Source organism: Pelagibacterium luteolum, from assembly GCF_900100665.1.
GTDB classification, from domain to species: domain Bacteria; phylum Pseudomonadota; class Alphaproteobacteria; order Rhizobiales; family Devosiaceae; genus Pelagibacterium; species Pelagibacterium luteolum.
Genome location: NZ_FNCS01000016.1, coordinates 42,329 through 67,047, shown reverse-complemented (window position 1 = coordinate 67,047; position 24,719 = coordinate 42,329). Strand labels below are relative to the sequence as shown.

General features: G+C 60.2%; 24 protein-coding genes. 8 read left to right on the top strand and 16 right to left on the bottom strand.

The genetic code is table 11. From position 1 onward, the window contains the following. Together BLR31_RS17550 and BLR31_RS17545 are read left to right on the top strand one after the other, a co-directional pair. Window positions 1-480: SDR family oxidoreductase (locus BLR31_RS17550; RefSeq protein WP_143009426.1), on the top strand; the 480-nt coding region annotated here is incomplete at its 5' end. A 10-nt stretch (window positions 481-490) separates the two neighbouring features. After that, window positions 491-832 (top strand): cupin domain-containing protein, encoded by a 342-nt coding sequence (locus BLR31_RS17545; RefSeq protein WP_244505122.1) that lies wholly within the window; start codon window positions 491-493, stop codon window positions 830-832. Here the strand turns inward: BLR31_RS17545 and BLR31_RS17540 are convergent. From BLR31_RS17540 to BLR31_RS17480, 13 genes are all read right to left on the bottom strand, one after another. Beyond that, window positions 798-1,535 carry a FadR/GntR family transcriptional regulator gene (locus BLR31_RS17540; RefSeq protein WP_176762738.1) on the bottom strand — a complete coding sequence of 246 codons (738 nt, stop codon included), beginning with the start codon at window positions 1,533-1,535 and terminating at the stop codon, window positions 798-800. The genes BLR31_RS17545 and BLR31_RS17540 overlap by 35 nt on opposite strands. 92 nt (window positions 1,536-1,627) lie before the next feature. Further along, entirely contained in the window at window positions 1,628-2,623 is a 996-nt protein-coding gene (yjfF, locus tag BLR31_RS17535; protein WP_090598347.1) for a galactofuranose ABC transporter, permease protein YjfF, read from the bottom strand. Next, entirely contained in the window at window positions 2,620-3,666 is a 1,047-nt protein-coding gene (locus tag BLR31_RS17530) for an ABC transporter permease (RefSeq protein WP_090598344.1), read from the bottom strand. The genes yjfF and BLR31_RS17530 overlap by 4 nt, the downstream gene beginning before the upstream one ends. Then, window positions 3,663-5,174: a sugar ABC transporter ATP-binding protein gene (locus tag BLR31_RS17525; protein ID WP_090598342.1), complete on the bottom strand. Its 1,512-nt coding sequence runs from the start codon at window positions 5,172-5,174 to the stop codon at window positions 3,663-3,665. The genes BLR31_RS17530 and BLR31_RS17525 overlap by 4 nt, the downstream gene beginning before the upstream one ends. Before the next feature lie 134 nt (window positions 5,175-5,308). After that, entirely contained in the window at window positions 5,309-6,283 is a 975-nt protein-coding gene (gene ytfQ, locus BLR31_RS17520; protein WP_090598340.1) for a galactofuranose ABC transporter, galactofuranose-binding protein YtfQ, read from the bottom strand. Between the two features lie 270 nt (window positions 6,284-6,553). Beyond that, window positions 6,554-7,924, bottom strand: coding sequence for a cytochrome P450 (locus BLR31_RS17515; protein WP_210183950.1), 1,371 nt, complete (start codon window positions 7,922-7,924; stop codon window positions 6,554-6,556). Between the two features lie 15 nt (window positions 7,925-7,939). Continuing rightward, window positions 7,940-8,911 (bottom strand): zinc-binding dehydrogenase, encoded by a 972-nt coding sequence (locus BLR31_RS17510; protein WP_090598335.1) that lies wholly within the window; start codon window positions 8,909-8,911, stop codon window positions 7,940-7,942. A gap of 77 nt (window positions 8,912-8,988) precedes the next feature. Beyond that, entirely contained in the window at window positions 8,989-10,035 is a 1,047-nt protein-coding gene (locus tag BLR31_RS17505) for an ABC transporter ATP-binding protein (protein ID WP_090598333.1), read from the bottom strand. 3 nt (window positions 10,036-10,038) lie between these two features. Beyond that, window positions 10,039-10,881, bottom strand: coding sequence for a carbohydrate ABC transporter permease (locus BLR31_RS17500; protein ID WP_090598330.1), 843 nt, complete (start codon window positions 10,879-10,881; stop codon window positions 10,039-10,041). Continuing rightward, on the bottom strand, window positions 10,871-11,800 hold the full coding sequence (locus tag BLR31_RS17495) for a carbohydrate ABC transporter permease (protein WP_090598328.1): 930 nt from the start codon (window positions 11,798-11,800) through the stop codon (window positions 10,871-10,873). The genes BLR31_RS17500 and BLR31_RS17495 overlap by 11 nt, the downstream gene beginning before the upstream one ends. Before the next feature lie 13 nt (window positions 11,801-11,813). Beyond that, window positions 11,814-13,082: an ABC transporter substrate-binding protein gene (locus BLR31_RS17490; protein ID WP_090598376.1), complete on the bottom strand. Its 1,269-nt coding sequence runs from the start codon at window positions 13,080-13,082 to the stop codon at window positions 11,814-11,816. A 29-nt stretch (window positions 13,083-13,111) separates the two neighbouring features. Then, window positions 13,112-14,722: an FAD-dependent oxidoreductase gene (locus tag BLR31_RS17485; RefSeq protein WP_090598326.1), complete on the bottom strand. Its 1,611-nt coding sequence runs from the start codon at window positions 14,720-14,722 to the stop codon at window positions 13,112-13,114. Next, window positions 14,719-15,744: a LacI family DNA-binding transcriptional regulator gene (locus BLR31_RS17480; protein ID WP_090598324.1), complete on the bottom strand. Its 1,026-nt coding sequence runs from the start codon at window positions 15,742-15,744 to the stop codon at window positions 14,719-14,721. The genes BLR31_RS17485 and BLR31_RS17480 overlap by 4 nt, the downstream gene beginning before the upstream one ends. A 212-nt stretch (window positions 15,745-15,956) precedes the next feature. On the opposite strand from BLR31_RS17480, the gene BLR31_RS17475 reads away from it, so the two are divergent. The 6 genes from BLR31_RS17475 to BLR31_RS17450 all read left to right on the top strand — a co-directional run bounded on the left by BLR31_RS17475 (window position 15,957) and on the right by BLR31_RS17450 (window position 21,453). After that, window positions 15,957-16,700, top strand: coding sequence for a GntR family transcriptional regulator (locus tag BLR31_RS17475; protein ID WP_090598321.1), 744 nt, complete (start codon window positions 15,957-15,959; stop codon window positions 16,698-16,700). Window positions 16,701-16,763: 63 nt separating this feature from the next. Then, the gene (locus BLR31_RS17470) at window positions 16,764-17,474 is read left to right on the top strand and encodes an N-acetylmannosamine-6-phosphate 2-epimerase (protein WP_244505121.1); all 711 of its coding nucleotides are present in this window, start codon (window positions 16,764-16,766) and stop codon (window positions 17,472-17,474) included. Between the two features lie 4 nt (window positions 17,475-17,478). Next, window positions 17,479-18,378, top strand: a complete 900-nt coding sequence (locus tag BLR31_RS17465; RefSeq protein ID WP_090598318.1) for an ROK family protein — start codon at window positions 17,479-17,481, stop codon at window positions 18,376-18,378. Next, the gene (locus tag BLR31_RS17460; protein WP_090598315.1) at window positions 18,371-19,699 is read left to right on the top strand and encodes an extracellular solute-binding protein; all 1,329 of its coding nucleotides are present in this window, start codon (window positions 18,371-18,373) and stop codon (window positions 19,697-19,699) included. Before BLR31_RS17465 ends, BLR31_RS17460 begins: the two co-directional genes overlap by 8 nt. 66 nt (window positions 19,700-19,765) lie before the next feature. Next, complete coding sequence (locus BLR31_RS17455) at window positions 19,766-20,632, top strand: carbohydrate ABC transporter permease (protein ID WP_090598312.1); 867 nt, start codon at window positions 19,766-19,768, stop codon at window positions 20,630-20,632. After that, window positions 20,629-21,453, top strand: a complete 825-nt coding sequence (locus tag BLR31_RS17450) for a carbohydrate ABC transporter permease (protein WP_090598310.1) — start codon at window positions 20,629-20,631, stop codon at window positions 21,451-21,453. Before BLR31_RS17455 ends, BLR31_RS17450 begins: the two co-directional genes overlap by 4 nt. Window positions 21,454-21,465: 12 nt before the next feature. On the opposite strand, the gene BLR31_RS17445 is transcribed toward BLR31_RS17450, so the two are convergent. The 3 genes from BLR31_RS17445 to BLR31_RS17435 all read right to left on the bottom strand — a co-directional run bounded on the left by BLR31_RS17445 (window position 21,466) and on the right by BLR31_RS17435 (window position 24,590). Continuing rightward, window positions 21,466-21,693 carry a hypothetical protein gene (locus BLR31_RS17445; protein WP_090598307.1) on the bottom strand — a complete coding sequence of 76 codons (228 nt, stop codon included), beginning with the start codon at window positions 21,691-21,693 and terminating at the stop codon, window positions 21,466-21,468. A 226-nt stretch (window positions 21,694-21,919) separates the two neighbouring features. Next, a complete protein-coding gene (gene katE, locus BLR31_RS17440; protein ID WP_090598304.1) occupies window positions 21,920-24,025 on the bottom strand; it encodes a catalase in 2,106 nt (701 codons plus the stop codon). A 67-nt stretch (window positions 24,026-24,092) separates the two neighbouring features. Continuing rightward, window positions 24,093-24,590: a YciE/YciF ferroxidase family protein gene (locus BLR31_RS17435; protein ID WP_090598302.1), complete on the bottom strand. Its 498-nt coding sequence runs from the start codon at window positions 24,588-24,590 to the stop codon at window positions 24,093-24,095. Between the last annotated feature and the right edge of the window lie 129 nt (window positions 24,591-24,719).

The window sequence follows — 24,719 nt, the reverse complement described above, 5'->3', positions numbered from 1 at the left end:
ATCCGCCGCGCCGATGCGCTCGATTTCACCGAAAAAGACTGGGACGACGTCATGGACGTCAACCTCAAAGCAGCGTTTTTCCTGTGTCAGACCTTCGCGCGAAAAGTGGTACAAACCCCTGATGCAACAGGGAAAATCGTCAACATCGCCTCGATGCTGAGCTTCCAGGGCGGCATCCGCGTCGCCTCCTACACGGCGTCCAAATCCGCCATCATGGGCCTCACCAAGCTTCTGGCCTGCGAATGGGCCGAAAAAGGCATAAATGTCAATGCCATAGCCCCCGGCTACATAGAAACAAACAACACGCAAGCCCTCAGAACCGACCCCGATCGCAACGCCCAAATCCTCGGAAGAATCCCCGCCGGCCGCTGGGGCGAACCCTCCGACATCGGCGACGCCGCGGTCTTCCTTTTAGCCCCCGCATCCCAATACATGCACGGGGCCACAATCCCCGTCGATGGCGGATGGTTGGCAAGATAGGACGCTTTAAGTGACTGATATCAAACTATTTTCCACCTATGGCGAAAACCCTTGGACGCCGACGCCCGACGGCAACCAGCGGCGCGTTCTGCTCCATACGCCCGAGTTGATGCTGGTCGAATTCGGGTTCGAAAAAGGCGCTATCGGCGCCCTTCATTCCCATCCCCACGTCCAAGCCAGCTTCATCGCCGAAGGCCGCTTTGAGGTCACGATCGATGGCGTAAGCCAGACCCTTGAAAAAGGTGGCACTTTCATCGTCCCGTCGGGCCTCGTCCACGGTGTCAAAGCCCTGGAAAAAGGCCGACTCGTCGACAGTTTCACCCCGGCACGCCAGGACTTTCTCGGTGATTGACCCGCGCCCTATCGATGCCCACCTGGATGACCTCGCGCATCGCTGCGGCCGCATCCTCGGGGCGACGCTCAACGATCGCGTTGGCGACGCTTGCATGCAACGCCAATGTTTGGGCGAGGGCCGGTTCGCCCAGCAAAACCGGGGAGCTGATCGTAAACGAAACCGAGAGTGCAGCTTCAACCACAGAGGTGATTGACGCCATGAACGGGTTGGCCGAGGCGTGGGCTATCGCCTTATGGAATTCGAGGTCGTGCAATGCGAAATGCTTGGCGTCGATGCCGGAAAGCGACATGTTTTCAAGTGCATGCATGATGGCGTCGCAATCGTCCGCAGTTCTGCGAAGAGCCGCCAAGGCCGCTGCCTCGGGCTCGAAACCCATGCGAATTTCGGCAAGTTGATCGACAAGCGCGGCGTCATGTCCGGACTGCAGATGCCATGACAGCACGTCGGAATCGAACATGTTCCAACCGCGCCGCGCCAGAACGCGAGTGCCAACCCGGGCGCGTGACTGAACGATGCCCTTGGCCGCCAGGGCCTTGATGGCATCGCGTATGACCGTCCGCGATACCTGAAAGCGATCGGTCAGCTCGGTGTCACCGGGCAGGATCTGGTGTTCGGCAAACCTGCCTGAAACGATGTCCATGCCGAGTTCGCGTATCACCTGCGCATTGAGGTTAGCCGGCCTTCGCGTTCTCCCCAGCATCGTGGAAGCACCTTCTGTCGAAGATCGCGAACCCAACGCTGTCGCCTTTTGCATGGTTTTTTCGATGGTTCGCCCCCTATGGTCATCGCGCTTTATAGCGATGGGGCCGATTGTGCATATGGCTTTTTTCGCCAATCACGTTTTGATGCCGCAACGATGACCCGCTGCATGACGATAAATCCGAAAAGCAGCCCGCCGATCACGATCTTGGTCCACCAGCTCGACAAGGTGCCATCGAAGACGATGTAGGTCTGGATCATGCCCTGTATCGTTATCCCTATGAGCGTTCCGAACATGAACCCGACACCGCCTGAAAGAAGAGTGCCGCCAATGACCACTGCAGCGATGGTCTCGAGTTCGACCCCGACCGCAGCGAGCGGATAGCCTGAAGAGGTATAGAGCGAGTACACAATGCCGGACAGCCCGGCAAGAAAGCTCGAAACCGCATAAACGCCGATCGTAGTACGCGCCACGGGCACGCCAAGAAGCGCGGCGGACTGGGCATTGCCGCCCAATGCGTAGACGTAAGAGCCAAATCGCGTCCGATGAGCCAGGACAATGCCGACAAGGAAGACGATCAGCATCAACCCACCATTGAACGTGATGCGACCTCCACCGGGCATGACGTAATAGAACTGCCGAACCCAATCGTAGAAGGCGTGGTTTATGGGGATCGAATCCTGGGTCAGAAGGAATGTTACCCCGCGCGCCAGAAACATCCCGGCCAGGGTAACGATGAAGGCAGGCACCTCAAGATAGTGGATCATCGCCCCCATCGTGCTGCCGAAACACGTGCAGACAAACAGCGTGATGGCGAAGGCAGCAAGGGGGTGAAGGCCGAACTGGCTGATCAATACCGCTACAAGCACGCCTGAAAAGGCAATGACCGACCCCACCGAGAGATCGATACCTCCGGACAGGATGACGAAGGTCATGCCGACAGCGGCTACGCCGAGAAAGGCGTTATCTGTCAGAAGGTTGCCGAGAACGCGGGTAGAAAACAGGGCCGGGAACTGCATGACGGCCAGCGCATAGGCGACGACGAAGATCGTGATTGTCGCAATCAGGGGCCAATACCGAACGTTCATTTGAGCGTACCTTCAGTGCTGGTTGCAGGCGTTTCGGCAGGGCTTGAGGGTGGCGGCCGCTTGCGGGATGGTGCGATGAAATACCAGATCCGACCTGCCAGCGGCGACTGGACCACCAGGATGACGATAATCAGGGCTGCCTTGACCAGAAGATTGAATTCAGGTGGGAAGCCCGAGACCAATATTCCGGTATTCATGGCCTGGATAATCAGCGCGCCCACCACCGACATGGGGATGGAAAAGCGCCCGCCCATCAAAGACGTACCGCCGATCACCACGGCGAGAATGGCGTCGAGTTCGAGCCAAAGGCCCACATTGTTCGCATCGGCGCCTCGAATGTCGGCGGCTGCAATGATCCCGGAAATGGCGGCGCAGAATCCGGCAAACGTATAGACGCCGATCAGCAATGCGCGGGAGCGCAGGCCGGCATAGGTAGATGCCGATCGGTTGACGCCGATGGCCTCGACGAAAAGACCCAATGCGGTCAAGCGGAAGGCCGCAGTCGCAAGCGCAGCGAGGGTCACCATGATGATAATGGGCGTCGGCAGGCCCAATATCGAGCCAGACCCCATGAAGATCAGGCCGGGGTCGTTGAACGTTACAATAAAGCCTTCGGTGATGGTCTGGGCGATGCCCCGTCCAGCGACCATCAGAATAAGCGTAGCGATAATCGGTTGCAGACCCAAAAGCGCCACGAGCGAACCGTTCCAAAGCCCGCAGACGAGCCCGGCGGCGAGCGCAGCCATGATGACAAGAAACAGCGGATGACCGTCGCCCACCATGGTGGCTGCTACGGCTCCAGCGATTGCCATGACGGCTCCGACTGAAAGATCAATCCCACGCGTCGCAATCACCGCCGTCATCCCGATCGCGAGGATGGCCACAGGGGCGCCGCGGTTCAGCACATCGATCAGCGATCCATAGAGACGGCCATCGCGAAAGAAGAGGTTGAAAAAGCCGGGAAACAAGATCCAGTTCAAAAGCAGGATCAAGGCCAGCGCGATGAACTGCGGTTTGATGAATGAACGCAAAGGGCGGCTCATGCGTCTTGCACCTCAGGCTGCATTGCGATCATTTTCACAATCGCGCCGACCGAGATGTGGGCGCCCCGCAATTCGCCCGAAATCGCCCTGTCGCGCAGCACCAGCACGCGCGACGAATATGCGACGATCTCATCGAGTTCCGAGGAAATGACCAGCAAGCTCATGCCCTGGTCGCACAGACTGTTGATCATGCGAATGATCTCCGCGTGCGCGCCCACATCGATGCCCCGCGTCGGCTCGTCAAGGATCAGCAATTTGGGATTGGTCGCAAGCCAGCGCGCCAGCACAACCTTTTGCTGGTTGCCGCCGGACAGAAATTTCACCGGTTGCTCGATGCCGGTGGTGCGAATGTCGAGGGCTCTAACGAAACGATCGGCGAGGTCGACCTGCGCTTTCTGGCTAAGCGGCCGCGTCCAGCCCTGTCGCGCCTGGAGCGCGATGGCGATATTTTCGCGCACCGTCAGGTCTCCAAGTATGCCGTCCACCTTCCGATCTTCTGGCGCAAAGCCAAACCCCAATGCGATGGCATCGCGGGGCTCGCGCAACTTGCAGGGCTTTCCTTTGACGGTCAGTTCGCCGCTGTCCGGTCTGTCGATGCCGAAGAGAAGCCTCGCCATTTCGGTTCGTCCGGACCCCAAAAGACCCGCGACGCCGACGATCTCTCCCTCATGGAGATCGAGGTCGAAGGGAGCCGCCTTGCCTGCAAGTGCATAGTCTTTGAAGGATGCAAAAAGTCCGCCCGGCTGTCGTCCGCCACCGATCCTGAGGGCATGAGTGTCCGCGATCGCATGGCCAAGCATCATCGTGACGAGGTCCATTCTGGGCAGGTCCGCCATGGCGCGCGAACCCACGCGCCGACCGTTGCGCAAGACGGTCGCCCTGTCGGCGATTTCATAGACCTGATCGAGAAAATGCGTGATGAACACGATGGCCAGCCCATCGGCTTTCAAACGTTGAAGGATGCCGAACAGGACCTCGACTTCATGCTGATCGAGACTGGCCGTGGGCTCATCGAGGATCAGCACCTTGCCCGAAATGTCGACAGCGCGCGCGATCGCGACGATCTGCTGCACCGCGACCGAATACGTGTCGAGTTGCGACCCGACATCGACGTTCAACTGGTATCGACTGAGAAGCGCGCGCGCGTCGCGCTCCATCTTCCTGTTGTCGACAAGACCGAATTTGAGTGGCTGTCGCCCGATATAGAGATTTTCAGCGACGGTCATGTTCGGAAGCAGATTCACCTCCTGATAGACAGTGCCGACGCCCATTTCCTGGGCGTGCTTGGTATCTCGCGGGTGGACGGGTTTGCCATCGAGCAAAATCGTGCCCGCATCATGGGTATAAGCACCCGTCAAAATCTTGATCAGCGTGGATTTGCCCGCGCCGTTTTCGCCGAGCAACGCATGAATTTCGCCGGGCATGAGATCGATGCCCACATCGTCAAGGACCTTGTTGTCGAGAAATGATTTGTCGATGTGCGCGGCGCTCAATACGGGCTCGGGCATGATCGCACCCTTTGTGACCAGAGGTGTAGGGGCGGGGCGCTAACGCCCCGCCTCGAAACGGTCAGACTGAGCCTATCCGCGAAAACGCGCGTTCGGTCTCAATCGCGTCGCACAACGATCGACGCGGCGCTGGATCAATAGCCCAGCCCGCGACGGCGTTCTGCTTCGCCTTCGGGATCATCCTCGGCCGTATAAAGACGGGATTCCGTGATGATGAACTTCTCGGGCTCCACGCCGTCATTGAGGTAGGCGGCAAGGGCCTCGAAAGCGGGCCCAGCCATGTTCGGGGTCAGTTCCACCGTGGCATTGGCTTCTCCGGCAGCGATTGCGGTGAAGATATCGGGGACCGCATCGATAGAGACCACAAGGATGTCCTCGCCGGGCGTAAGGCCGGCTTCGCTGATCGCCTGTATGGCGCCGACGGCCATATCGTCATTGTGGGCATAGAGCGCACAAATGTCGGCACCGCCGTTTTCCGCGCGCAGGAAGCCTTCCATGACCTGCTTGCCTTGCGCGCGCGTGAAATCACCGGTCTGGCTGCGGACGATCTCGATATTGTCAGCGCCTGCGATGGCCTCTTCAAAGCCCTGCTTGCGGTTGATGGCCGGAGATGAGCCGACGGTGCCCTGGAGTTCAACGACCCGGCAGTCCTCGCCGGCCACGGCGTCGACCAGCCATTCGCCTGCGACGCGACCTTCGAGCACCTGATCGGACGCCACGGACGTCAGATACAGATCTTCAGGGCCCTCGATGCCGCGGTCGAGCAACACGACAGGGATCTCGGCGTCCTTGGCTTCGGAGAGCACCTCTTCCCAACCCGTTGCCACGACGGGTGCCAAGAGGATCGCGTCTACATCCTGGGCGATGAAGCTGCGAATTGCGCGGATCTGGTTCTCCTGGCGCTGCTGAGCATCGGAAAACTGCAGATTGACGCCCCATTCCTCTGCCTGCTGCCGCGTAACTGAGGTTTCCGCGGCGCGCCATCCGGACTCCGAGCCAATTTGGGAAAAACCGATCGTCATGCCTTCAAGGCCGCTCTGTGCCATGGCGCCAGAGCCCATGACAGTAAGCGCGCTGACGCTGAGCGCCAGCAGATTCAAGAGTTTCATGATGTTCCTCCATGATGCGCCGGACAGAGCCTCCCTCTCCAGTCGCAGGAAGTAATCCTGCATTAAGTATTACTTAATGTAAAGAAGGATCAACTTCGGGCTGTCATCCGTGATCGTGTGGAGCAAGATTTTGCGGTGCAGGATGGTGCCCCGTAACGGCAACCCTAAGGCTGCGCGTGGTGCGCAGCAGTCGTGGTCAATAGTTATGTTTGATATCTAAAAGTATCGGCCTGATGGCGACTTGGAACCGAGCGTCGCTGATCTGCTGCTTTAGCGCCGCGGCGATATTTTCAAAGTGATCCCGGTGTCCGGGCGGACAGTCATGAGCATTGTTGGCTTGGGAAGCGGGCCGGGGCCAGGCGTGAAATCGAAGCGCGCGAGCAGCGTGGCGAGGATGATCTGGGCCTGCATCATCGCAAAATTTGCCCCGACACAAACGCGAGGCCCTGCGCCGAACGGCAGATATGCGTAGCGGTCGCGAGCCGCCGCTTCGTCAGGCAGGAAACGGTCGGGGTTGAAAATATTGGGCTCAGCCCAGAGCATCTCATGGCGATGCAGGGCGTAGAGCGGCAGAAAGATCACATCCCCGGCAGCTATATCGCGTCCCGCAAGCCGATCGTCGGCTATAACCTCCCGGGCCAACATGCCCACGGGCGGATAAAGCCGCATCGACTCGTCGAGGATGCGACGAATGAGCGGCATGGCGTCGAGGTGATCGAGCGTGGCCGGCTCGGCTCCCAAGGCTTGGCGCGCCTCCGCCGATGCCCTGGTTTGAAGGTCTGGCGAAAGCGCAAGCAATTGCAGCGCCCAACTCAGAGCGAGCGCTGTCGTTTCATGACCGGCGACGATGAAGAACTGCATGTTGTGCAGTAGATCCTTGGGTGACATCGTCCGCCCTGTGTCGGGGTCGGTCGCCTTGAGCATGAAATCGAGCAGGTCGTCGGCCTGACCGGTCGCCTGGTTTCGCCGCGCTTCAATCGCTTTGGCGACCATTCCATGCATGGTCTTGACCGCACCCAGGCCCAGCAGCTCACCCGGGCGAGGAAACCAGCTCGGTACTCGCAGGAAATCAAGAAGTGATGCCTTTCCGGCCGTTTCAAAGTAGCGAAGGATGGCGTCGCCATAGACCGTCGCATCGAAATGCTCGCGCCCCGACAACGCCACGTCGCAGATGACGTCGAAGGTAGTGCTGAGCATTTCGCCCACCATTTCGACCTCTGGTCCCGCAGCGTTCAGGCGCTGGGATGCGCGCTCGGCCGTCGCGGTCATGACGGGCGCAAGCGCCGTGACATTGCGGTGGGCAAAGACAGGAGCCACCGCGCGCCGCTGCCAACGCCAGTCGGCACCTGCCGCGGTGAACAGGCTGTTGCCGATCGCGGGACGGAGCATGCGCAGCATGACTTCGGACTTGGGGTAATTGTCGGCGTTGTCCAGATAGATCCGCCGCAGAGCCGGCGGATCCTGCACCATATGCCAGCGCGCGCTGCCCATGCTGCCCGATACGATGGGTTGGGTGTAGGCGATAGCCGGGATGATCTCGAGCACGTTGCGGCGTGCCGCACGCAGCGATTGCAGCAAAGACAATGGCTTGCGATGAGGCTCGATATGCGGAGGCATCACAAAGGGTGCTGTCTGAGACAACGTTCTTTCCTTTATTTAGCGTCCGCGGATGGCGATCTTGCCTTTGCGCCCAACCTCGCCGCTTGCCTTGGCGGCCTCTGCAACCTGATCGATAGCATAGGTCGCCTCGACCGGCAGCGTGAGCTTGCCACTGGCTGCATCAGCGACCAGTTCGCCGATCAATTGACCGATACGTTCCGGCGCAACGGGCGGTTTGGCGCCCCAAAAGCCTTTAACCGTAGTGCCGCGGAAAAGGAGCTCGCCGGCCGGTAGCTTCAGTGGTCGTCCGGACATGGCGCCGAAACTGATCAATTGCGCGCCATCGGCGAGGATTGAAGCAAGCTCCGTCGCCCCGTCTCCGCCCAGGGATTCGATGCCGCGCACGATGGGCGCCCCGCCAGTTATGGCCACCACCTTGTCACGCCAGTCATCACCCTCGGTCGAAACGACATTGGAAAAACCCAAAGCCTTCATTTCGGCGACAGCTGCCTCGCGGCGCACGAGGCCAAGAACATGAATTCCTCGCTCGGCCCCATACTGTGCAACGAGCTTGCCGACAGCGCCATTGGCGGCGTTGAGAGCGATCCACTCGCCGCGCGCAACATCGAGCGTTTCCAGCAACATTTTGGCGCTGAGCGGCATCGAGACCAACTGACAGGCGGTCTCGTCGCCAATGCTGTCGGGCACGGGGATCAACCGCTCGGCCGAAGCCAGGTAATATTCAGCCCAACTGGCCTCTGCGCCTCCGGCAACGCGCTGGCCGATCTTGAGGTTGGTGACGCCCTCTCCAAGGCTTTCCACCACACCGACAGCCTCGGTGCCCGGCACGGCAGGCAGGGTGGGCTTGAACCCATACTGGCCGGAAATGGTCATCAGATCATGATTGTGCACGGGCGAAAGCACCATCTTGACGAGCACCTGGCCCGGACCGGGCTGGGGCTTATCGGCGTCTTCGCTCTGCAACACCTTTTGAGGCGCACCGAATTCGAAATACACAGCGCGTTTCATGACGGGCTCCTTTTGCTGATCCACCCCACATAGGCCGATTGACCTCGGGATCAAGCATTGACACCCGTCAAGAACGTTTAGCCAAGTCGCTGGCCATTCACCGCGTCAAACAAGTGGGTCTTAGCGGGATCGATGGTGATCCCGATCGTTTCGCCGGGCATGCCGGCAACCCTTTCGCGGAAAAGTCCGATCACCGAGGTTTGTCCGAGCTTCATGGTGACTTGCGTCTCGGAACCCATAGGTTCGACGATAAGGATTTCCGCCTTTATCCCATCGGGCGAGAGCGTGAAATGTTCGGGACGCACCCCGTAGATTGCCTTGGTGCCGATCGGTGTGCCTGCGGGGCAGGGCAATGTGACGCCATCCGCTTCAAAGCCCGACGCACCCACTTGGCCAGGGATGAAGTTCATCGATGGCGAGCCGATGAAGCCGGCAACGAACTGATTGGCGGGGCGGTCGTAGAGCTCGAGCGGAGCACCGACCTGTTCGATGCGACCGCCGCTCAAAACGACGATCTTGTCGGCCATGGTCATGGCTTCGACCTGATCGTGGGTGACATAGACGGTGGTGGTTTTCAGCCGCTGGTGCAATGCCTTGATCTCCCCGCGCATCACGACACGTAGCTTGGCATCGAGGTTGGAGAGCGGTTCATCGAAGAGGAATACCTTCGGATCGCGCACGATGGCGCGGCCCATGGCGACACGCTGACGTTGCCCGCCGGAGAGTTGACGCGGGAATCGATCGAGATAGGGCTCGAGGCCAAGAATGCCTGCCGCCCATTTGACACGCTCTGCGATGGTGTCCTTGGCAACGCGACGATGTTCGAGCGAAAAGCCCATATTGGCCGCGACCGTCATATGGGGGTAGAGCGCGTAATTCTGGAACACCATGGCGATGTCGCGGTCTTTGGGCTCGAGGTCGTTGACCACGTCGTCGCCAATGGCGATCGTGCCATCGGTTATAGTCTCGAGCCCGGCCAGCATGTGCAAAAGCGTCGATTTCCCGCAGCCCGACGGGCCGACGAGTACGACGAACTCACCATCAGCGATATCGACATCGATGCCGTGAATGACTGCGGCCTTGCCGTAGGATTTCTTGACGTCGGACAGCGTTACGGAAGCCATGGTTCAACCCTTGAGCCCGGAATGGGCCAGCCCTTCGACGAACTGGCGCTGAGCAATGATGAAAACGATAAGGACGGGAAGCGCCGTCATGGTGGCGGCGGCGAGCTGAACGTTCCACAGCGCCCCGCCATAGGCATCGGTGAACTGTGTCAGCGCCTGGGGTAGCGTGAAGTTTTCCGGCGAGGACAGGAACACGATGGGCTCGAGATAGAGGTTCCACGAGTGGAGGAACGTAAAGATCGCGACCGCTCCCAGCGCTGGCCGCGCCAGCGGCAGGGCAATGGTCCAGAAGATCTTGAATCGGCCCAGCCCATCGACCCGCGCGGCCTCCTCAAGTTCCTTGGGGAGCGCGATGAAGAACTGACGCATGACAAAGGTAGCGAACACCGATGGCGCGCCAAAGATCGGGATGAGGACCAAGGGCCAATGGGTGTTGATCATGCCCCAGCCGAGAAACATCTGGAACAGCGGCACGATAGTCACTTCGGCGGGAATCAGAAGCCCGATCAAAACGATCATGAACAGCGTATTGGCGAAGGGAAACCTGATGCGGGCGAAGGCATAGCCGGCCATCGACGAAAACATCATGGTGCCGGCGGTGACCAGCGCCGCGATATAGGCCGAGTTCCAGTATTGCTGCGCGAAGGGCTGCAGCTCAAAGACGCGCCCATAGGTCGAAAAATCGAAGCGGCGCGGGAAGATGTCGGGCGGGAACGCAAAGATGTCCGAGATCGGCTTGACCGATGACGTGACCATCCACCAGGTCGGAAAGACGAAGGGGATGAGCAGTACGGTCATCAGCCCGTAGACGATGACCTTGATGCGTGGGGAGAGGTCAGTCTTCATAGAACACCAGCTTGCGGCGCATCTGCCACTGGACGAAGGTGAGGATAGCCACGATCAGGAACAGAACGATCGACAGCGTCGCGCCATAGCCGAATTTGTGGAACTGGAAAGCCTGCTGGTAGAGATAATAAACCAGCACGGTCGTCGACATGCCCGGCCCGCCCTGCGTCAGGACAGCGATCTGGGCGAAGACCTGAAGCGAGCCCACGATTGTGATGATCGAGGTCAGCAGCACAGTGGGGCTGATCATCGGCAGGGTGATGCGCGTGAACTGGCGGAAGGCCGGCGTCCCGTCCACGCGCGCTGCTTCGTAAAGCTCGCGCGGCACGCCCTGCAGCGCGGCCAGAAACAGCACCATGTTGAGCCCGACATTCTTGAACACCTGAACGACGATGACCGAGATCATCGCCGTGGTGGGGTGGCGGAGCCAGTTGGGACCTTCGATCCCGACACTGGCGAGGAGCGCGTTGATGCCGCCATTGTTTTGCAGGAGAAAGCCCCAAACGATCGTCCAGGCGACGAGCGAGACGACGACCGGCGAGAAAAACAGCGTGCGGTAAAGCGTGATGCCCTTGAGTTTCTGGTCGAGCAGCACAGCCAGAAGCAAGGCCAGGCTCATGTTGAAGATGACAAGGCCGATCGAGAAGATTGTGGTGGCGCCGAGAACCTGAGGCAAACCCGGATCGCTCAAAAGCGTCTGGTAATTGGCCAGTCCCTGGAAACGGAAGGTTTGCGCCAGCACGTTCCATTCGTGCAGCGAGTACCAGAAGACCAGTGCCAGCGGGATCAGAACGAAGATGGTAATGCCGATCATCTGCGGCGCGATGAACAGATAGCCCGCAAGGCTGTCGCGGCGCTCCATCGTCCAGAACGGACGTTTTCGCGCTTTTCGGGTTGATGGAGGAGCCGCGACAGTCATCTAGCGTATCCGCTCAGAGCATCGGGGTGATGCGGTTGCAGACCGAAGCGAGGACGGCTTGGACGTCCGCATCAGCCTGCCAGAGCGCGTCGAGTTCGGCGCGCACCACTTGCTGGAGTTCAGCGAAGCCTGCATGACCCGGCAGGACGACCCCATTGGTGATGCCGTTGATCACAACCGTTTCGAGCTGTTCGGGCGTCAGCAGCGGGTTTGTGGCGCCGAGCGTGTCCGTGTTGAGCAAGCTCTGGCGAGCAGGCGGGAAATATTGCGCGAGCTTGGCGCTGTTTTCCGGGTTGGAGAGATAGGCGAGAAATTCGACAGCAAGATCGACATTGTTGCCCATGCCGAAAGCGCCGATACCGGCTTGGCCGATCACCGAATATTCGCCAGCCGGCCCTGAGGGCAGCGGGACCAGGTCCCATTCGAAGGCATCATCGCCAGTCGGCAGAAGCGATGCGCGCGAAATCTGCGTAATCGTCATTGCAGCGTCGCCGGTGAAGAAGTCAACGTTCTCGCCCGGGCCGGGGATGGCGCCGGTTTCAAAGATCGCCGAATGGATGAAGCTCATCGCATCGACCATTTCAGCGTCTGCAAAGGTGCAGGTGGCGCCGTCGGCGCTCCAGGGATCTGCGCCCCAGCCACGCCAGATGGAGGCAAGGTTTTGCCAGATCTGATAGTTGAAATCGCGCACGATCAACCCGTTGGCGCCGCTGTCTGCAACCGTGGCGGCGATGTCGATGGCGTTGTCCCAGGTCCATTCACCGGCTTCGATCAGCTCGGCCGGAGTTTGCGCGCCGGCTTCCGACACGAGGTCGTTGTTTACGAAGATCGCAAAAGGCGACGTCGAGAATGGGTAGGCGTAAAGCTCCCCATCGGCGCGCCAGAGGGCGGTGGCCTGTTCGGTGACGTCCTCGAGTTCATAGCCCTCGGTAGCCGAGAACGCTTCGGTCAACGGCGCGAGCGCGCCTGAATTGACGAAATCGGCTGCGGTGGTTTCCAAAATCCACGCCAGATCGGGTGCGTTGCCGCCGGCGATCTGGGTGGTCAGCGTCGTCGTGTAGCTGTCGAAGGGCAGGGAGTCGAAGGTGACGGTAACGCCGGGGTTTTGCGCGGCAAAGCCGTCGGCGATTTCGTTGAGCATAGCGAGATGGGCTTCGTTGGCGCTCCAGATCGTCATGCGCAGATTGGTCTGGTCCTGAGCCAGTGCCGGACCAAAAGCCGCCAGCGGCAGGACAAGGCCTGCAAGAGCGGTAGCTGATTTCAAAAGCGTTCTTGTGGTCATCATATCCTCCTCGAGATGATGGTTCGGCATCAATAGGCCCGGATCTCGGGCCAGCGGATTTCGATGCCGGTCTGATAGAGATGGGTTTGGAAGTCTTCGAGCTGGCGATCGTCGGCCTGCACGGCATGCGGGGTCGTGTCGTTGTCGAGGCACCAGGCGGCCAGCCGCCCGGCCACTTCGCCGATGTTCCACTCAACCGGATGGAGGCGGTAGCAGCCATTGGTGATGTGGGTGGTGCCGATGTTCTTGCTGGCGGGCAGAAGATTGGTGCGATTGCGCGGCAGAAGCGCCCCGAGCGGGATTTCGAACGGGCATGAGGGCACGTCGATATAATTGTCGCCGCCCGTCGAGGGGTGCAGGTCGATCCGGTACATGCCTGTACCGATACTGTCGCGATAATGGACCGCTCCCGCCTCACCGCGCACAGCATAGGACAGGTCCTGTTCGGTGATCGTCGTCACCGCCCTGATGCGGCGGCTTTCGCGGATATAGGGCGCCATGGCGAGGCCGTGCTCTGTGCCCGTCACATCGCCGCGCAGCCGCAGGCCAGGAAAACCCTGGCCGCCATCGACGCGGGGGGCTTCGGTCTGGAGCCAATAGAACACCGCGTAGGACAGCTCTGCCGCCCGGCCGAGACGATGGGCGTGTTCGTCCTCGGTGCAATCGATGATCGGGGCTTCGAAATAATCGATCATCGGCCAGTTCACGAGGCAGATATCGGAGGCGTATGCACCGGGCACAAAATTGCGGCGCGCGGCAATGCGGCGGAAGGTCCACAGGTTCGCATCGCCCGCATTGCGGCGCTGATCAGCATCGACGGCGAGCGGATCGTCGTCGGGATTGGGCGTGAAACTGCGCTCGACGATGTCGAGAGTGCGGGGATGAGGCGCTTTGAATCCGATCAGCGGCCCGCCCCAGAAGTCGGGTTGCACGGCGCGCCATTCGTCATAGTTTTTCGGCTTGTCGATGACGTGATTGCCATCGACGTGATCGACCGCAAAACAGATCGAGACGGCCTGCTGGTTTTCGGGCTGGGCTTCGGCGGGCGCGCTGGGCTCGCCGGTCTCGGACTGGCTTTCAAAACCCTTGACGTAATCGGTGCCGGTGAGGGGCAGGAGATCGCCAAGTTCGGTGGCGTCGATGATGTACTTGCCCGAAACGACGATGTTTTCGCCGGTCTGGACGTGGCGCAGGGTGACCGCGCGCACGCTGTCGCCCTCAGTCTCCGCTGCGATCGGGCGGTAGGGCTTGAAAATCTTGAGCCTGCCCATGCCGATATAAGGCGTAAGCCATGCTTCCATCACAGCCAGCGGCACGCGTGGCTCGACGCACATGCGGCTGACCCAGCCCGATCCGGGATTGAGATCGGACCAGTTCCGGGCCCCCTCATTGAGCGGATAGTGATCGCGATAAAACTGCCGGATGGCGGTACGTAACTCGCGAAACGTGCGCGTCCCGCCCATCTGCTCGATCCAGGAGTGCTCGTCGGATGGCACGGCCTGGCTTGTCATCTGGCCGCCGATCCAGTCGAACTCTTCGGTGAGGATCACTGAGCGTCCCGAGCGCAGGGCGCCCAATGCTGCGGCAACGCCGCCCAGTCCGCCGCCGATGACGGCAATGTCAGCAGAATAGTCTTTCACGATAGTCTCTTGGGTTTGATGGGGCCGAGGGTGTCGCCCGCGATCTGTTCGCACGAGAGCAGGACCTGCTCGATTTGCGCTCCGCCTTCGAGCCGAGCGATGAGGGCAAGAGTTGCCTTGCGCGCCATTTCCTCGCGTGGAACGGCGTAGGTGGTGAACTGGGTCATCGTGTCGCCCGCACGGATATGGCTGCCAAGAACTACGATCGAGAGATCACCCGGGACGTCGAGGCCAGCGGCCAGCGCGGCGCGTCGAAAGGGAATGGCGTGGGCAAGTTCGGTGAAGAAAACGACAGTCGCGCGCGTTGCACGGACCGATTTCAGCAGCGTGTCGGTGTCGGCGCCCTTTTCGTGAACATGCAGGACCAGCTTGGCCCCGTCCTTCGTACCCGCTTCAAATCCCGTCCAACGATCACGTGTCGATTCAGCGCCATTGTCGGGGCCGACATAGGCGAAGTTCTCGTGCCCCATATCGAGCGCGCGCTGCACAAGTAAGGCGGTCGCCGCTGCGTAGTCCGCGCCCACATAAGGCACCGGGCCGCCGGCGTCGTCGCGGCGGCCGATCGCGATGAACGGAAAATCGCCTTCGAGAAGCTGGGCAAGTTCGACAGGATCGAATTCGCGACCCAGGACGATACAGCCGTCGGAGAGCCGCAGGCGATTGCTTTCGCTGAAAATCTGCTTGCGTCCATCAGCGCTCTTTCCGGCCGACGTCATGAGCAGCAGGTCGTAGCCCGCTTCCTGCGCCGCCTCTTCGATGCCGAAAAGAAACGGAGCGAAGAAGTCGGCCTGGGCACTGGGAAAGGCCGGCTCGTAGGTGAAAACGCCCAAGATGTTGTTGCGGCCCTTGACCATGCGGCGGGCCACCGGGTCGGCAACATAGCCGGTTTCGGAAATCACTTTCTGGATGCGCTCACGCGTCTGGTCGGGAATGCGGCGGCGATCTTCGGGATTTCCATTCAGGACGAGCGAAACCGTCGCCTGGCTGACGCCGGCGCGCTTCGCGATCTCCTTTTGGGTCATCCTTCGCACCAACCTGCTCCTCCAAAAGCTGGTTATACGTATTAGCTGATAATACGTATAAGCGATGCAGATGGCTGCGTCAATACAGGGGTATTTAGCATCGGATACCCCATCGCTGGCGGTTCAATCTGAACTGAAAATAGGCGAAACGATAATACCAGTTTGTATCCAGCGCGCGATGTTGATACTTTTTATGGGCAAAAGGAGTGAGGATGACCGACGAAACGATCATCAAGGCTGTGGCGGCTGAACTGGCTGATGGCAGCGCGCAGCCATTATACCGAAAGATGGTGGCAGCGATCGAGAAACTGATTGCGGCCGGCATGCTCAAGCGTGGCGCCCTGCTGCCTAGTGAGCGTGAGCTTGAAGGTCGTCTGGGGGTGTCGCGGGTCACGGTGCGCAAGGCGCTCGACGTCTTGATAGTCGAGGGCGTCATCCGGCGCCGGCAGGGCAGCCGGACGGAGGTGACCGCGCGCGTGGAAAAATCCCTCGCGCGCCTCTCGAGCTTTTCCGAAGATATGGAATCGCGTGGCTTTTCGCCCGGATGTCTCTGGATTTCCAAAGAGATTGCCTTCCCAACGCCCAGCGAAGCCATGGCGCTCGGGTTGGGCCCGAACGCCTCAATCCTGCGCCTGCGGCGCGTCCGGACGGCGGACGGCGTTCCCATCGCGATCGAAACCGCAGCGGTGCCCGTGAGCATTCTCGGGGATCCGGCGCTTGTGGGAGATTCGCTCTATGCTGCCCTCGATGCCGTCGGTGTCCTGCCCCGGCGTGCTGTGCAGCGCATGCAGGCGGGGCCAGCCGACGCGCTCGATAAAACGCATCTGGCGCTAGCCGATAATGCGAGCCTCCTCATCGTCGAGCGCCGCTGTTTTCACGGCGACCGTGTCGTCGAATTCACCCAGACCCGCTACCGGGGCGACGTTTACGACTTCGTGCTCGAGCTGCATCGATAATACCAGTAAGAAACCAGTTGTCATTGCAATTGGCGGTGCTATCGTTCCCTTGCCAATGAGGGGATGGATGTTTTGCACGCCTTGCTTGAACGCCTTGACGCCGGACTAATTGTCTCCTGCCAGCCTGTCCCGGGTGGGCCAATGGACAACGCGGCCTGTGTGGTCGGCTTCGCGCTTGCAGCGCTTGCGTCCGGAGCTGTTGGCTTGCGCATCGAGTCCCTCGCCTACGTCACGGCCGTCCGCGCGGCGACCGACGCGCCGATCATTGGCATCATCAAACACGACCTTGACGATTACGACGTTCGCATCACACCGACCGCCGAGATGGCGCGCGATTTGAGTGTAGCCGGCGCTGATATCGTGGCATTCGACGCCACGCTGCGCCCCCGTCCCGACAGTGTCGCGTCCGTTCTCGATGCCATTCATGCGGCTGGCGCGCTGGCCATGGCCGATTGCGCCGATATCGAAGATGCCAAAGCCGCGCTGGCGCCTGGGGCCGATTGTATCGGCTCGACGCTGTCGGGCTATGTCGGGACGGGTCCGGAACCCACCGAGCCCGATTTCGCGCTCATCGCGGCCATGGCAGAGCTTGGCGGTTTCGTCATCGCCGAAGGGCGCATCCGCAGTCCCCAACAGGCCGCCCAAGCCCTCGCTGCGGGCGCTAATGCAGTTGTCGTCGGTTCGGCCATCACCCGCACCGAACATATCGTGGGATGGTACAAGGAGGCGATCGACGCCGCATCCATGCCGTCCCTTGGCATGGCGAAGGGGTGAGGTGATGGCAGCGCCCGCCACCTACGAAACGGTTCTGGCCATCGATATCGGCGGCACCAAGGTTCTCGGTGCTCTGGTTTCGGGCCGCGCGGTCAGCGAAGTTGTCGAGATCGCGACTCCAACCTCAGAGGATCCGCGCCTCTGGATCGCAGAGCTTCTGCAACGAGTACCCAATTGGCGCGGCCGCTACGGCCGGGTCGGCGCGGCGGTGACGGGTGTTGTCGAAGAGGGACGCTGGTCCGCGCTCAATCCCAAAACGCTTCCCATTCCATCCAACTACCCGTTGATTGACATGCTGGCCGAATTGGCCGGTTCCCCCGCGGTCGCGCTGAACGACGCGCAGGCGGCAGCATGGGGTGAGTTTCGCCTCGGTGCGGGGCAGGGTACACGAAACTGCGTCTTTCTCACGCTCTCGACCGGCATCGGCGGCGGCGTCGTGATCGACGGAAAACTGCAGACCGGACTTGCCGGCCATTTTGGTCTGTTCCGCGCCGATATTGCCGATCCCACGCCTATCGAAAGCCTCACCACCGGGCGCTGGATGGCCGAGATGGCGCGTGCCGAGGGCAACGCCACAGACGCCAAAGGCGTCTTTGAAGCGGCAAGGAATGGGGATGCTTGGGCGGAGGAGGTCATCGCCTTGTCGGCGCGCCGCATCGCGACCCTCTGCGCCAACATTCAGCTCGGCTTCGCGCCGGAAAAAATCATCATCGGCGGCTCCATCGGCCTCGCACCGGGGTTCATGGCGCGCATCGCCGCATGGTTTGACGATCTGCCCGAGCGCCTGCAGCCAACGCTTGTTGCGGCGCAATTGGGAGGACAGGCGGGGATCGTGGGCATCGCCCAGATCGCTTCGTCAATTGAGGGTAAAATGATCAACCAAAGGGAACACCACAATGCATAGGACACTATTGAAAAGTCTAACGCTCGGCCTCATGGCTGCAGCTGCTCCCCTCAGCGCCGCACAAGCCGCTGTCACCGTGCTCGGCTGGCCAGGCGGGCCGGAAGAAACCGCTCTTCGCGCTGTGGCAGACATCTACAACGCCCAGGACGGTCTTGCTGAAGAGGATCGGGTCGAGGTGTTGTTTTTTGCCCGTGACGGGTTCTGGGACAAATTGCAGGCCGATCTGGCCGCCGGCACCCAGGCCTTCGATCTCAATCTGATCGCCACCTATTCCATCGGCCGCTACGCGCCGTTCATGGAGCCGGTCACGCTCTCGGACGAAGCCGAAAGCGTTTATGGCGAATCGGTGCTGTCCACTATGCAGTTCGAGGGCCAGCAATATGGCGTTCCCACCGATCTTTCCCTCCATTTCATGTATTTCCGCGAGGATCTGATCGAGGCCCTGTTGGCCGACGCAGATGCGGCTGCCGTTTATGGCGATATCTCCGAAGAATATCTTGGCGAACGCCTCGAACCCAAGGCGCCCGACGAATGGACCTGGGACGACTACGCGGCCACGGCGCTCTATTTCACCCAGGCGGTCAATCCCGACAGCCCGACCCGCTATGGCACCGTGCTGCAGATGCAGAACCTTTTGTTCAACATGATGGTCTGGCAGTCCACTGCGCGCTCCTATGGCGGCAATTGGATGGATGACGAAGGCAACATCACCGTCGATTCCGATGCCTATCGGCGTGGCCTCGAACTCTACAAGATGCTCTATGACGCCGGCGCGACGCCTGCGGATTCGACGTCGTACGAATTCCCCGAAGCCAATGCCGCTTTCGTTTCCGGACAGGTCGCGACAATGCTGCAGTGGAATGGCGCCGCCGGCGAATTGACCAATCCTGAAACCGCGCCCGCTGTGGCCGACACGGTAGGGATCGTCGCGCCGCCGGCCGGGGATGAGGGGCGTTTCACCCACATTCATGGTCTCGGCTTTGGGCTGAATCAGAATGCCCCCAATAAAGAGGGCGCGCTGGCTTTCCTGCAGTGGCTGTCGACCGAAGAAGCAGCGCTCGCCTATGCCGCAAACAGCGGCGCTCCGGCGCTGACGCCAGAGGTGGTCGCGGCGATTGCCGATGAGCGTCCCGATCTCGTGCAACTGGGCGAATTTGCCAGCCAGTACGGTTACGTCATGAACGGGGCGACCGGCGCCAACGCGCTCAGCGTCTACGAACTGCAGGCCCAGCACTTCACCGGCTACTGGACAGGTCAGGAAACGCTCGACGAGGCGCTTGCGGCCGTTGCCAGCGGCATGGAAGACATGCTCGCCGAATAGTCTTGATGCTGGAGGGCGGAAAATTCCTGCCCTCCGGCCTTTCATTCTCGCGTGATGGATAGACGGATGGACACCAGACGGCATCTCGAATGGGGCGTGCTCAGCGCGCCGATGGTCATCTTCCTGCTGCTGTTTTTGGGCTTTCCCGCGCTCGTCAACATCGTCTATTCGCTCTCGAGCGTTAGCTTCCAGACGCTGCGATCGCCAGAGCTGAGTGGATTTTCCAATTATGTGACGGTGCTGACGGACGGCAATTTCTGGCGCGCCATCTGGTTTTCGCTCCGCTTCGGGACCATCACCGCCCTTGCCGAATGTCTCATCGGCTTCGTCCTCGCCATTTTCCTCGCGCCGCTCTTTGAAAAGCGCTCATGGCTTTTGGCCATCATCATGCTGCCGCTCATGGTGGCGCCGGCACTTGTCGGGCTGATGTATCGGCTGGTTCTGCATGAATTTGTCGGCCCCGTGCCCCATTACCTTTGGGCCTGGTTCGGCTCCGCGCCCGCCTTCCTCAATGCAACCAACGCGTTCTGGACGCTCGTCGTGGTCGAAACGCTGCAGTGGACACCATTCGCATTCCTCTTGTTCTATATGGCCTATCGCGCCATCCCATTCGATGTGCGCGAGGCCGCGCAGATGGATGGGTCCTCTGCTTGGGACATGCTCTGGCGCATCGAAATTCCGCTGATGGCGCCCACCATCGCCATCGCGCTGTTCATCCGCTTCATCGATGGGTTCAGGGTGTTCGATAACGTCTATGTGCTCACCGGCAGCGGTCCGGGCGGCTCGACGCGGTCACTGTCGATCTATGTCTATGAGGCGTTCTTTCGCCAAGGCGAGATCGGCCCGGCGGTCGCCGCTTCGGTGCTGCTGTTCATCGCCTCGTTCGCCGTGCTGTTTGCCATCAACCAGGGTCTTGCGAGGAGAGCGCGATGATCGTTACCGCACTGCGTTGGGTAGTGTTCGCGATTGCGGCATTCGCACTCAATTTTCCGGTCATCGCAACGCTCGTGACCTCGTTCAAGAGCAGTCGGGAAATCGCCACCAATCCCGGGCTATGGATTCAGGCACCGACGCTGGAGAATTATATCGCCGTCCTCCAGGTGACCGACAGGCTCAATATCTTCGCCTATCTTTGGAATTCGACAGTCGCTGCATTGATCGGGACGACATTGGCTATCGTTCTGGCCTTTCCAGCGGCCTATGCCGTAGCCCGCGCGGGATATGGACGGCGGATGCTGATGCCGCTGATCGTCAATCTGCGCGCGCTGCCGCTGATCATCTTCGCCATTCCCATCTACATGATGTTCCAATGGGTGGGGCTGCTCGATACGCAATTGGGGCTGGGCCTGATCCTCGTCGTCGTCAACCTGCCGCTGGCGCTGGTCATCCTGGTCAACGCCATCTCCGAAATTCCCGTCGAACTCGATGAAGCGGCGCTGATGGACGGGGCCGGACGCACTAAGATCATCACAACGATCATTGCGCCGGTCTGTCGTTCCGCAATCGTCACGACATTTATCTTCGGGTTCATCACCGCCTGGAACGAGTTCCTGTTCGGCCTGATGCTGACGACGCGCCAAGCCGTGCCCATGACGGTTGGCGCATCGTTCTTCTTCTCATCGGGCGGTGGCGGCATTCAATGGGGAACGGCCTCGGCGGTGATGATCGTCGCGGCACTACCGCCAGCCGTTCTGGGGCTCGTCATGTACCGCCAGATCAGCCGCTCGCTAACCGCCGGTGCGGTGAAGGGATAGGACGGGCGACCTTTACCAAGTGATGTCGCGTAGGCGACCTGCCCAATCGTTCAAACCTTCCGCCTCGAAATCGACTACCAACTCTGCTTTGGTTGCGACCGCGTCCGGGTTGGGTCCGTTTGCGACGTCGTCGGTCAAGCCGATCAGGCGACCAATCAGATCGACATGGCTGTCACCGAATGTGTTCATCTCGGCCGCCAGGGCGTTCATTTCGAGCGCAGCTTTGGTGTGACTTCCCATCCTGTCCTCCGATTTGTCGCACGCTCAACTTGTGGCCCTACCTATAGCACTTTGGCGCGGACTTTTGTTATCGGACCTGCTTAGCAGAGAATTTAGCGTCAAAGGCTCGGAATCGGCACTCTGCTGCATGACTGGGTAGCCCCGACTGAGCACCGTCGCGATCTCCAAGCCGTATGGACGGTTGAATCACACGAGGCGCCAGCCTGTCAGGCTACCCAGGCTCATGTTAAAGTTTTACCTTGGGCTCGCGGGCCCAGAGGCGCAAGTCGCGACAGGCTTCAATGAATGCGGTCATGTCGGCTGCCGACGCCATTTGCATGATGCCTTCATCGGGTTCGATCCCTGCCTTATCCAGCAAGGGCTGGGCAGCATCGACATGGCCGATAAACTTGCAATGGGCAAAAGCGTCCGCAACGAAATCCCGGGCCGTGGCCTCCTTTGCAAGCTGCTCGGCCCCTTCCGGGCTGATGATGATCGCGACGGCGTCATAGAGCACCGAAGGCCCGCCATCGATCATCTGCTTGGCAGGGATCAGTGAACCGTCATCGGCCGTAACACCCCCGATCTTGGGCGCAATGATCTCCATCATGGCACCTTCCTTCTTGATCGCGGCCTCGAGTTTTTTCACCAGAGCTGCGTCACAACCATCGCTCAGGAGCACGCCGACCTTGCGGCCCTTGAAGCTCTTGGGACCATTCTTGATGATCGATAGAGCATCGGACGCCGGCAGATCGTCACGCGGCGTGATGGCCGCATCCGCCGGCTTGGGCAGTTGCGTGATCCCGAGCTTGTCGGCGACAGTTTCGGCAAGCCCCTCATCGATATTGAGGAGGTGCGAGATCATGCGCTCGCGAATGACCGGCGTTTCGACCTTGGAAAGCTCGAATGTCAGCGCCCTGGCAATGTGGTCTTGCTCGTGAACGGTCTGGCTGACGAAGAACTGCCGTGCCTGGCTGTAGTGATCGGCAAAACTCTCGGCGCGAAGCCGGACCTTTGGCCCTTCCACCTCGTCGGCATACGAGCGGAAGCCCTTCTTGGGGTCCTGCCGCGGGCCATCTTCCCACGAATTGGGCTGATAGTTTACGCGCCCCACGGGATTGCGCATCGCCATATGTCCGTCCTGCTGCAGGGTGTGGAACGGACATTTGGGAGCGTTGATCGGCAAATGGGTGAAATTGGTCGAGCCCAGGCGTTTGATCTGCGTGTCGAGGTAGGAAAAATTTCGGCCCTGAAGCAGAGGGTCGTTGGAAAAGTCGATACCGGGCGGCACGTTTTGGGTCATGAACGCGACCTGCTCGGTCTCGGCAAAGAAGTTGTCCGGCATCCTGTCGAGCACGAGCCTACCGACCGGGATGGGCTCGATGATATCTTCAGGGATGAGCTTGGTTGGATCGAGAATGTCGAAGTCAAAACTGTCGGCAAATTCCTGATCGAACAACTGGACGCACAATTCCCACTCCGGGAAATCGCCGGCCTGGATGGCATCCCAGAGATCGCGGCGATGGAAGTCGGGATCGGCGCCGTTGATCTTGACCGCTTCGTTCCACACGACCGATTGCAAGCCCAGCTTGGGCTTCCAGATGAATTTCACGAATGTAGAATTGTCGTCTGCGTCGAGGAGACGGAACGTATGGACGCCGAAGCCTTCCATGAAGCGGAAGGACCGGGGGATGGCGCGGTCCGACATCACCCACATGACCATATGCATGGATTCAGGGGTGAGCGAAATGAAGTCCCAGAAATTGTCATGGGCCGACTGAGCTTGCGGGAAACCGCGATCGGGCTCGGGCTTGACCGAGTGGATGACGTCGGGAAACTTGATGGCGTCCTGGATGAAGAACACCGGGATATTGTTGCCCACAAGGTCCCAATTGCCTTCCTGGGTGTAGAGCTTGACCGCAAAGCCGCGGACGTCGCGTGCGAGATCGAACGAACCCTTTGACCCTGCAACCGTCGAAAACCGCACGAAGGCCGGGGTCTTTTCGCCAGGACGCTGGAAGATATCGGCACGTGTATATTTGGCGAGCGCGTCATAGGTTTCGAAATACCCATGTGCGCCATAGCCGCGCGCATGGACGACCCGCTCCGGGATACGTTCATGATCGAAATGAAAGATTTTTTCGCGGAAGTGAAAGTCTTCAATCAGGGTTGGGCCACGCGCGCCGGATTTGAGCGTGTTCTGGTCGTCTGAGATCGGCACGCCATGGGCGGTCGTCAGAACATCGGTCGTCTCATCGGCAATCTGGTGTAGTTCTCCACCATTGCCCCGGACCAGTTTCTGATCGTGGATTGTAACGGTGTCTTGTTTTTTTGATTTATCTTTGGTGGGCATTGGGAAGGATCACCTCGTGGAATTGGGGAAGCAGAGGATCCGGACGGTAGCGTCCGGATCCTGAAGGCTAGGCGGCTTTCGCGCGCGCATTCGCCGAGGCGTCAGCCAACGCCGTCAGGTCGACGTCAGTCTTGGATTCTTCCTGCAGTGTCGCGTCGAATAGCTTGGCGGCGTCTTTCAGGCCAAGCTCGGTTGCCCAGCGCTTGAGCGTGCCATAACGGGTGATTTCATAATGTTCGACGGCCTGTGCCGATGAAATCGGGCCCGCGTCGAGCGCAGGGCTTCCCTTGAACTCATCGATAATCTCTTCGCCCTCGGCGATGATGCCCTCGATGGCCTCACAAGTCTTGCCCTGAGCGCGTTTGCCGAGAATCTCGAACACCTGCTGAAGCCGCTCGATGTGAACTTCGGTTTCCCCGTGATGCTTTTCGAACGCAGCCTTGAGGTCTTCGGACTCTGCTGCGCGCTTCATTTTTGGCAGCGCCTTTAAAATCTTGCGCTCGGCGTAGTAAATGTCCCGGAGCGTGTCGTGAAACAGCGTTTCGAGCGTTTTCTCTTTTGCCATGGTGCGGCTCTCTTCTCGTTGGAAATGCGGTATGGACGAGGTCCATCATTCCCACCAACGCGGCCCTACAGCGCCCGTTCCTGGGCTGCGTCGCGGCGCTAACATATCCATGGCAGTGGTTGCGCCCGC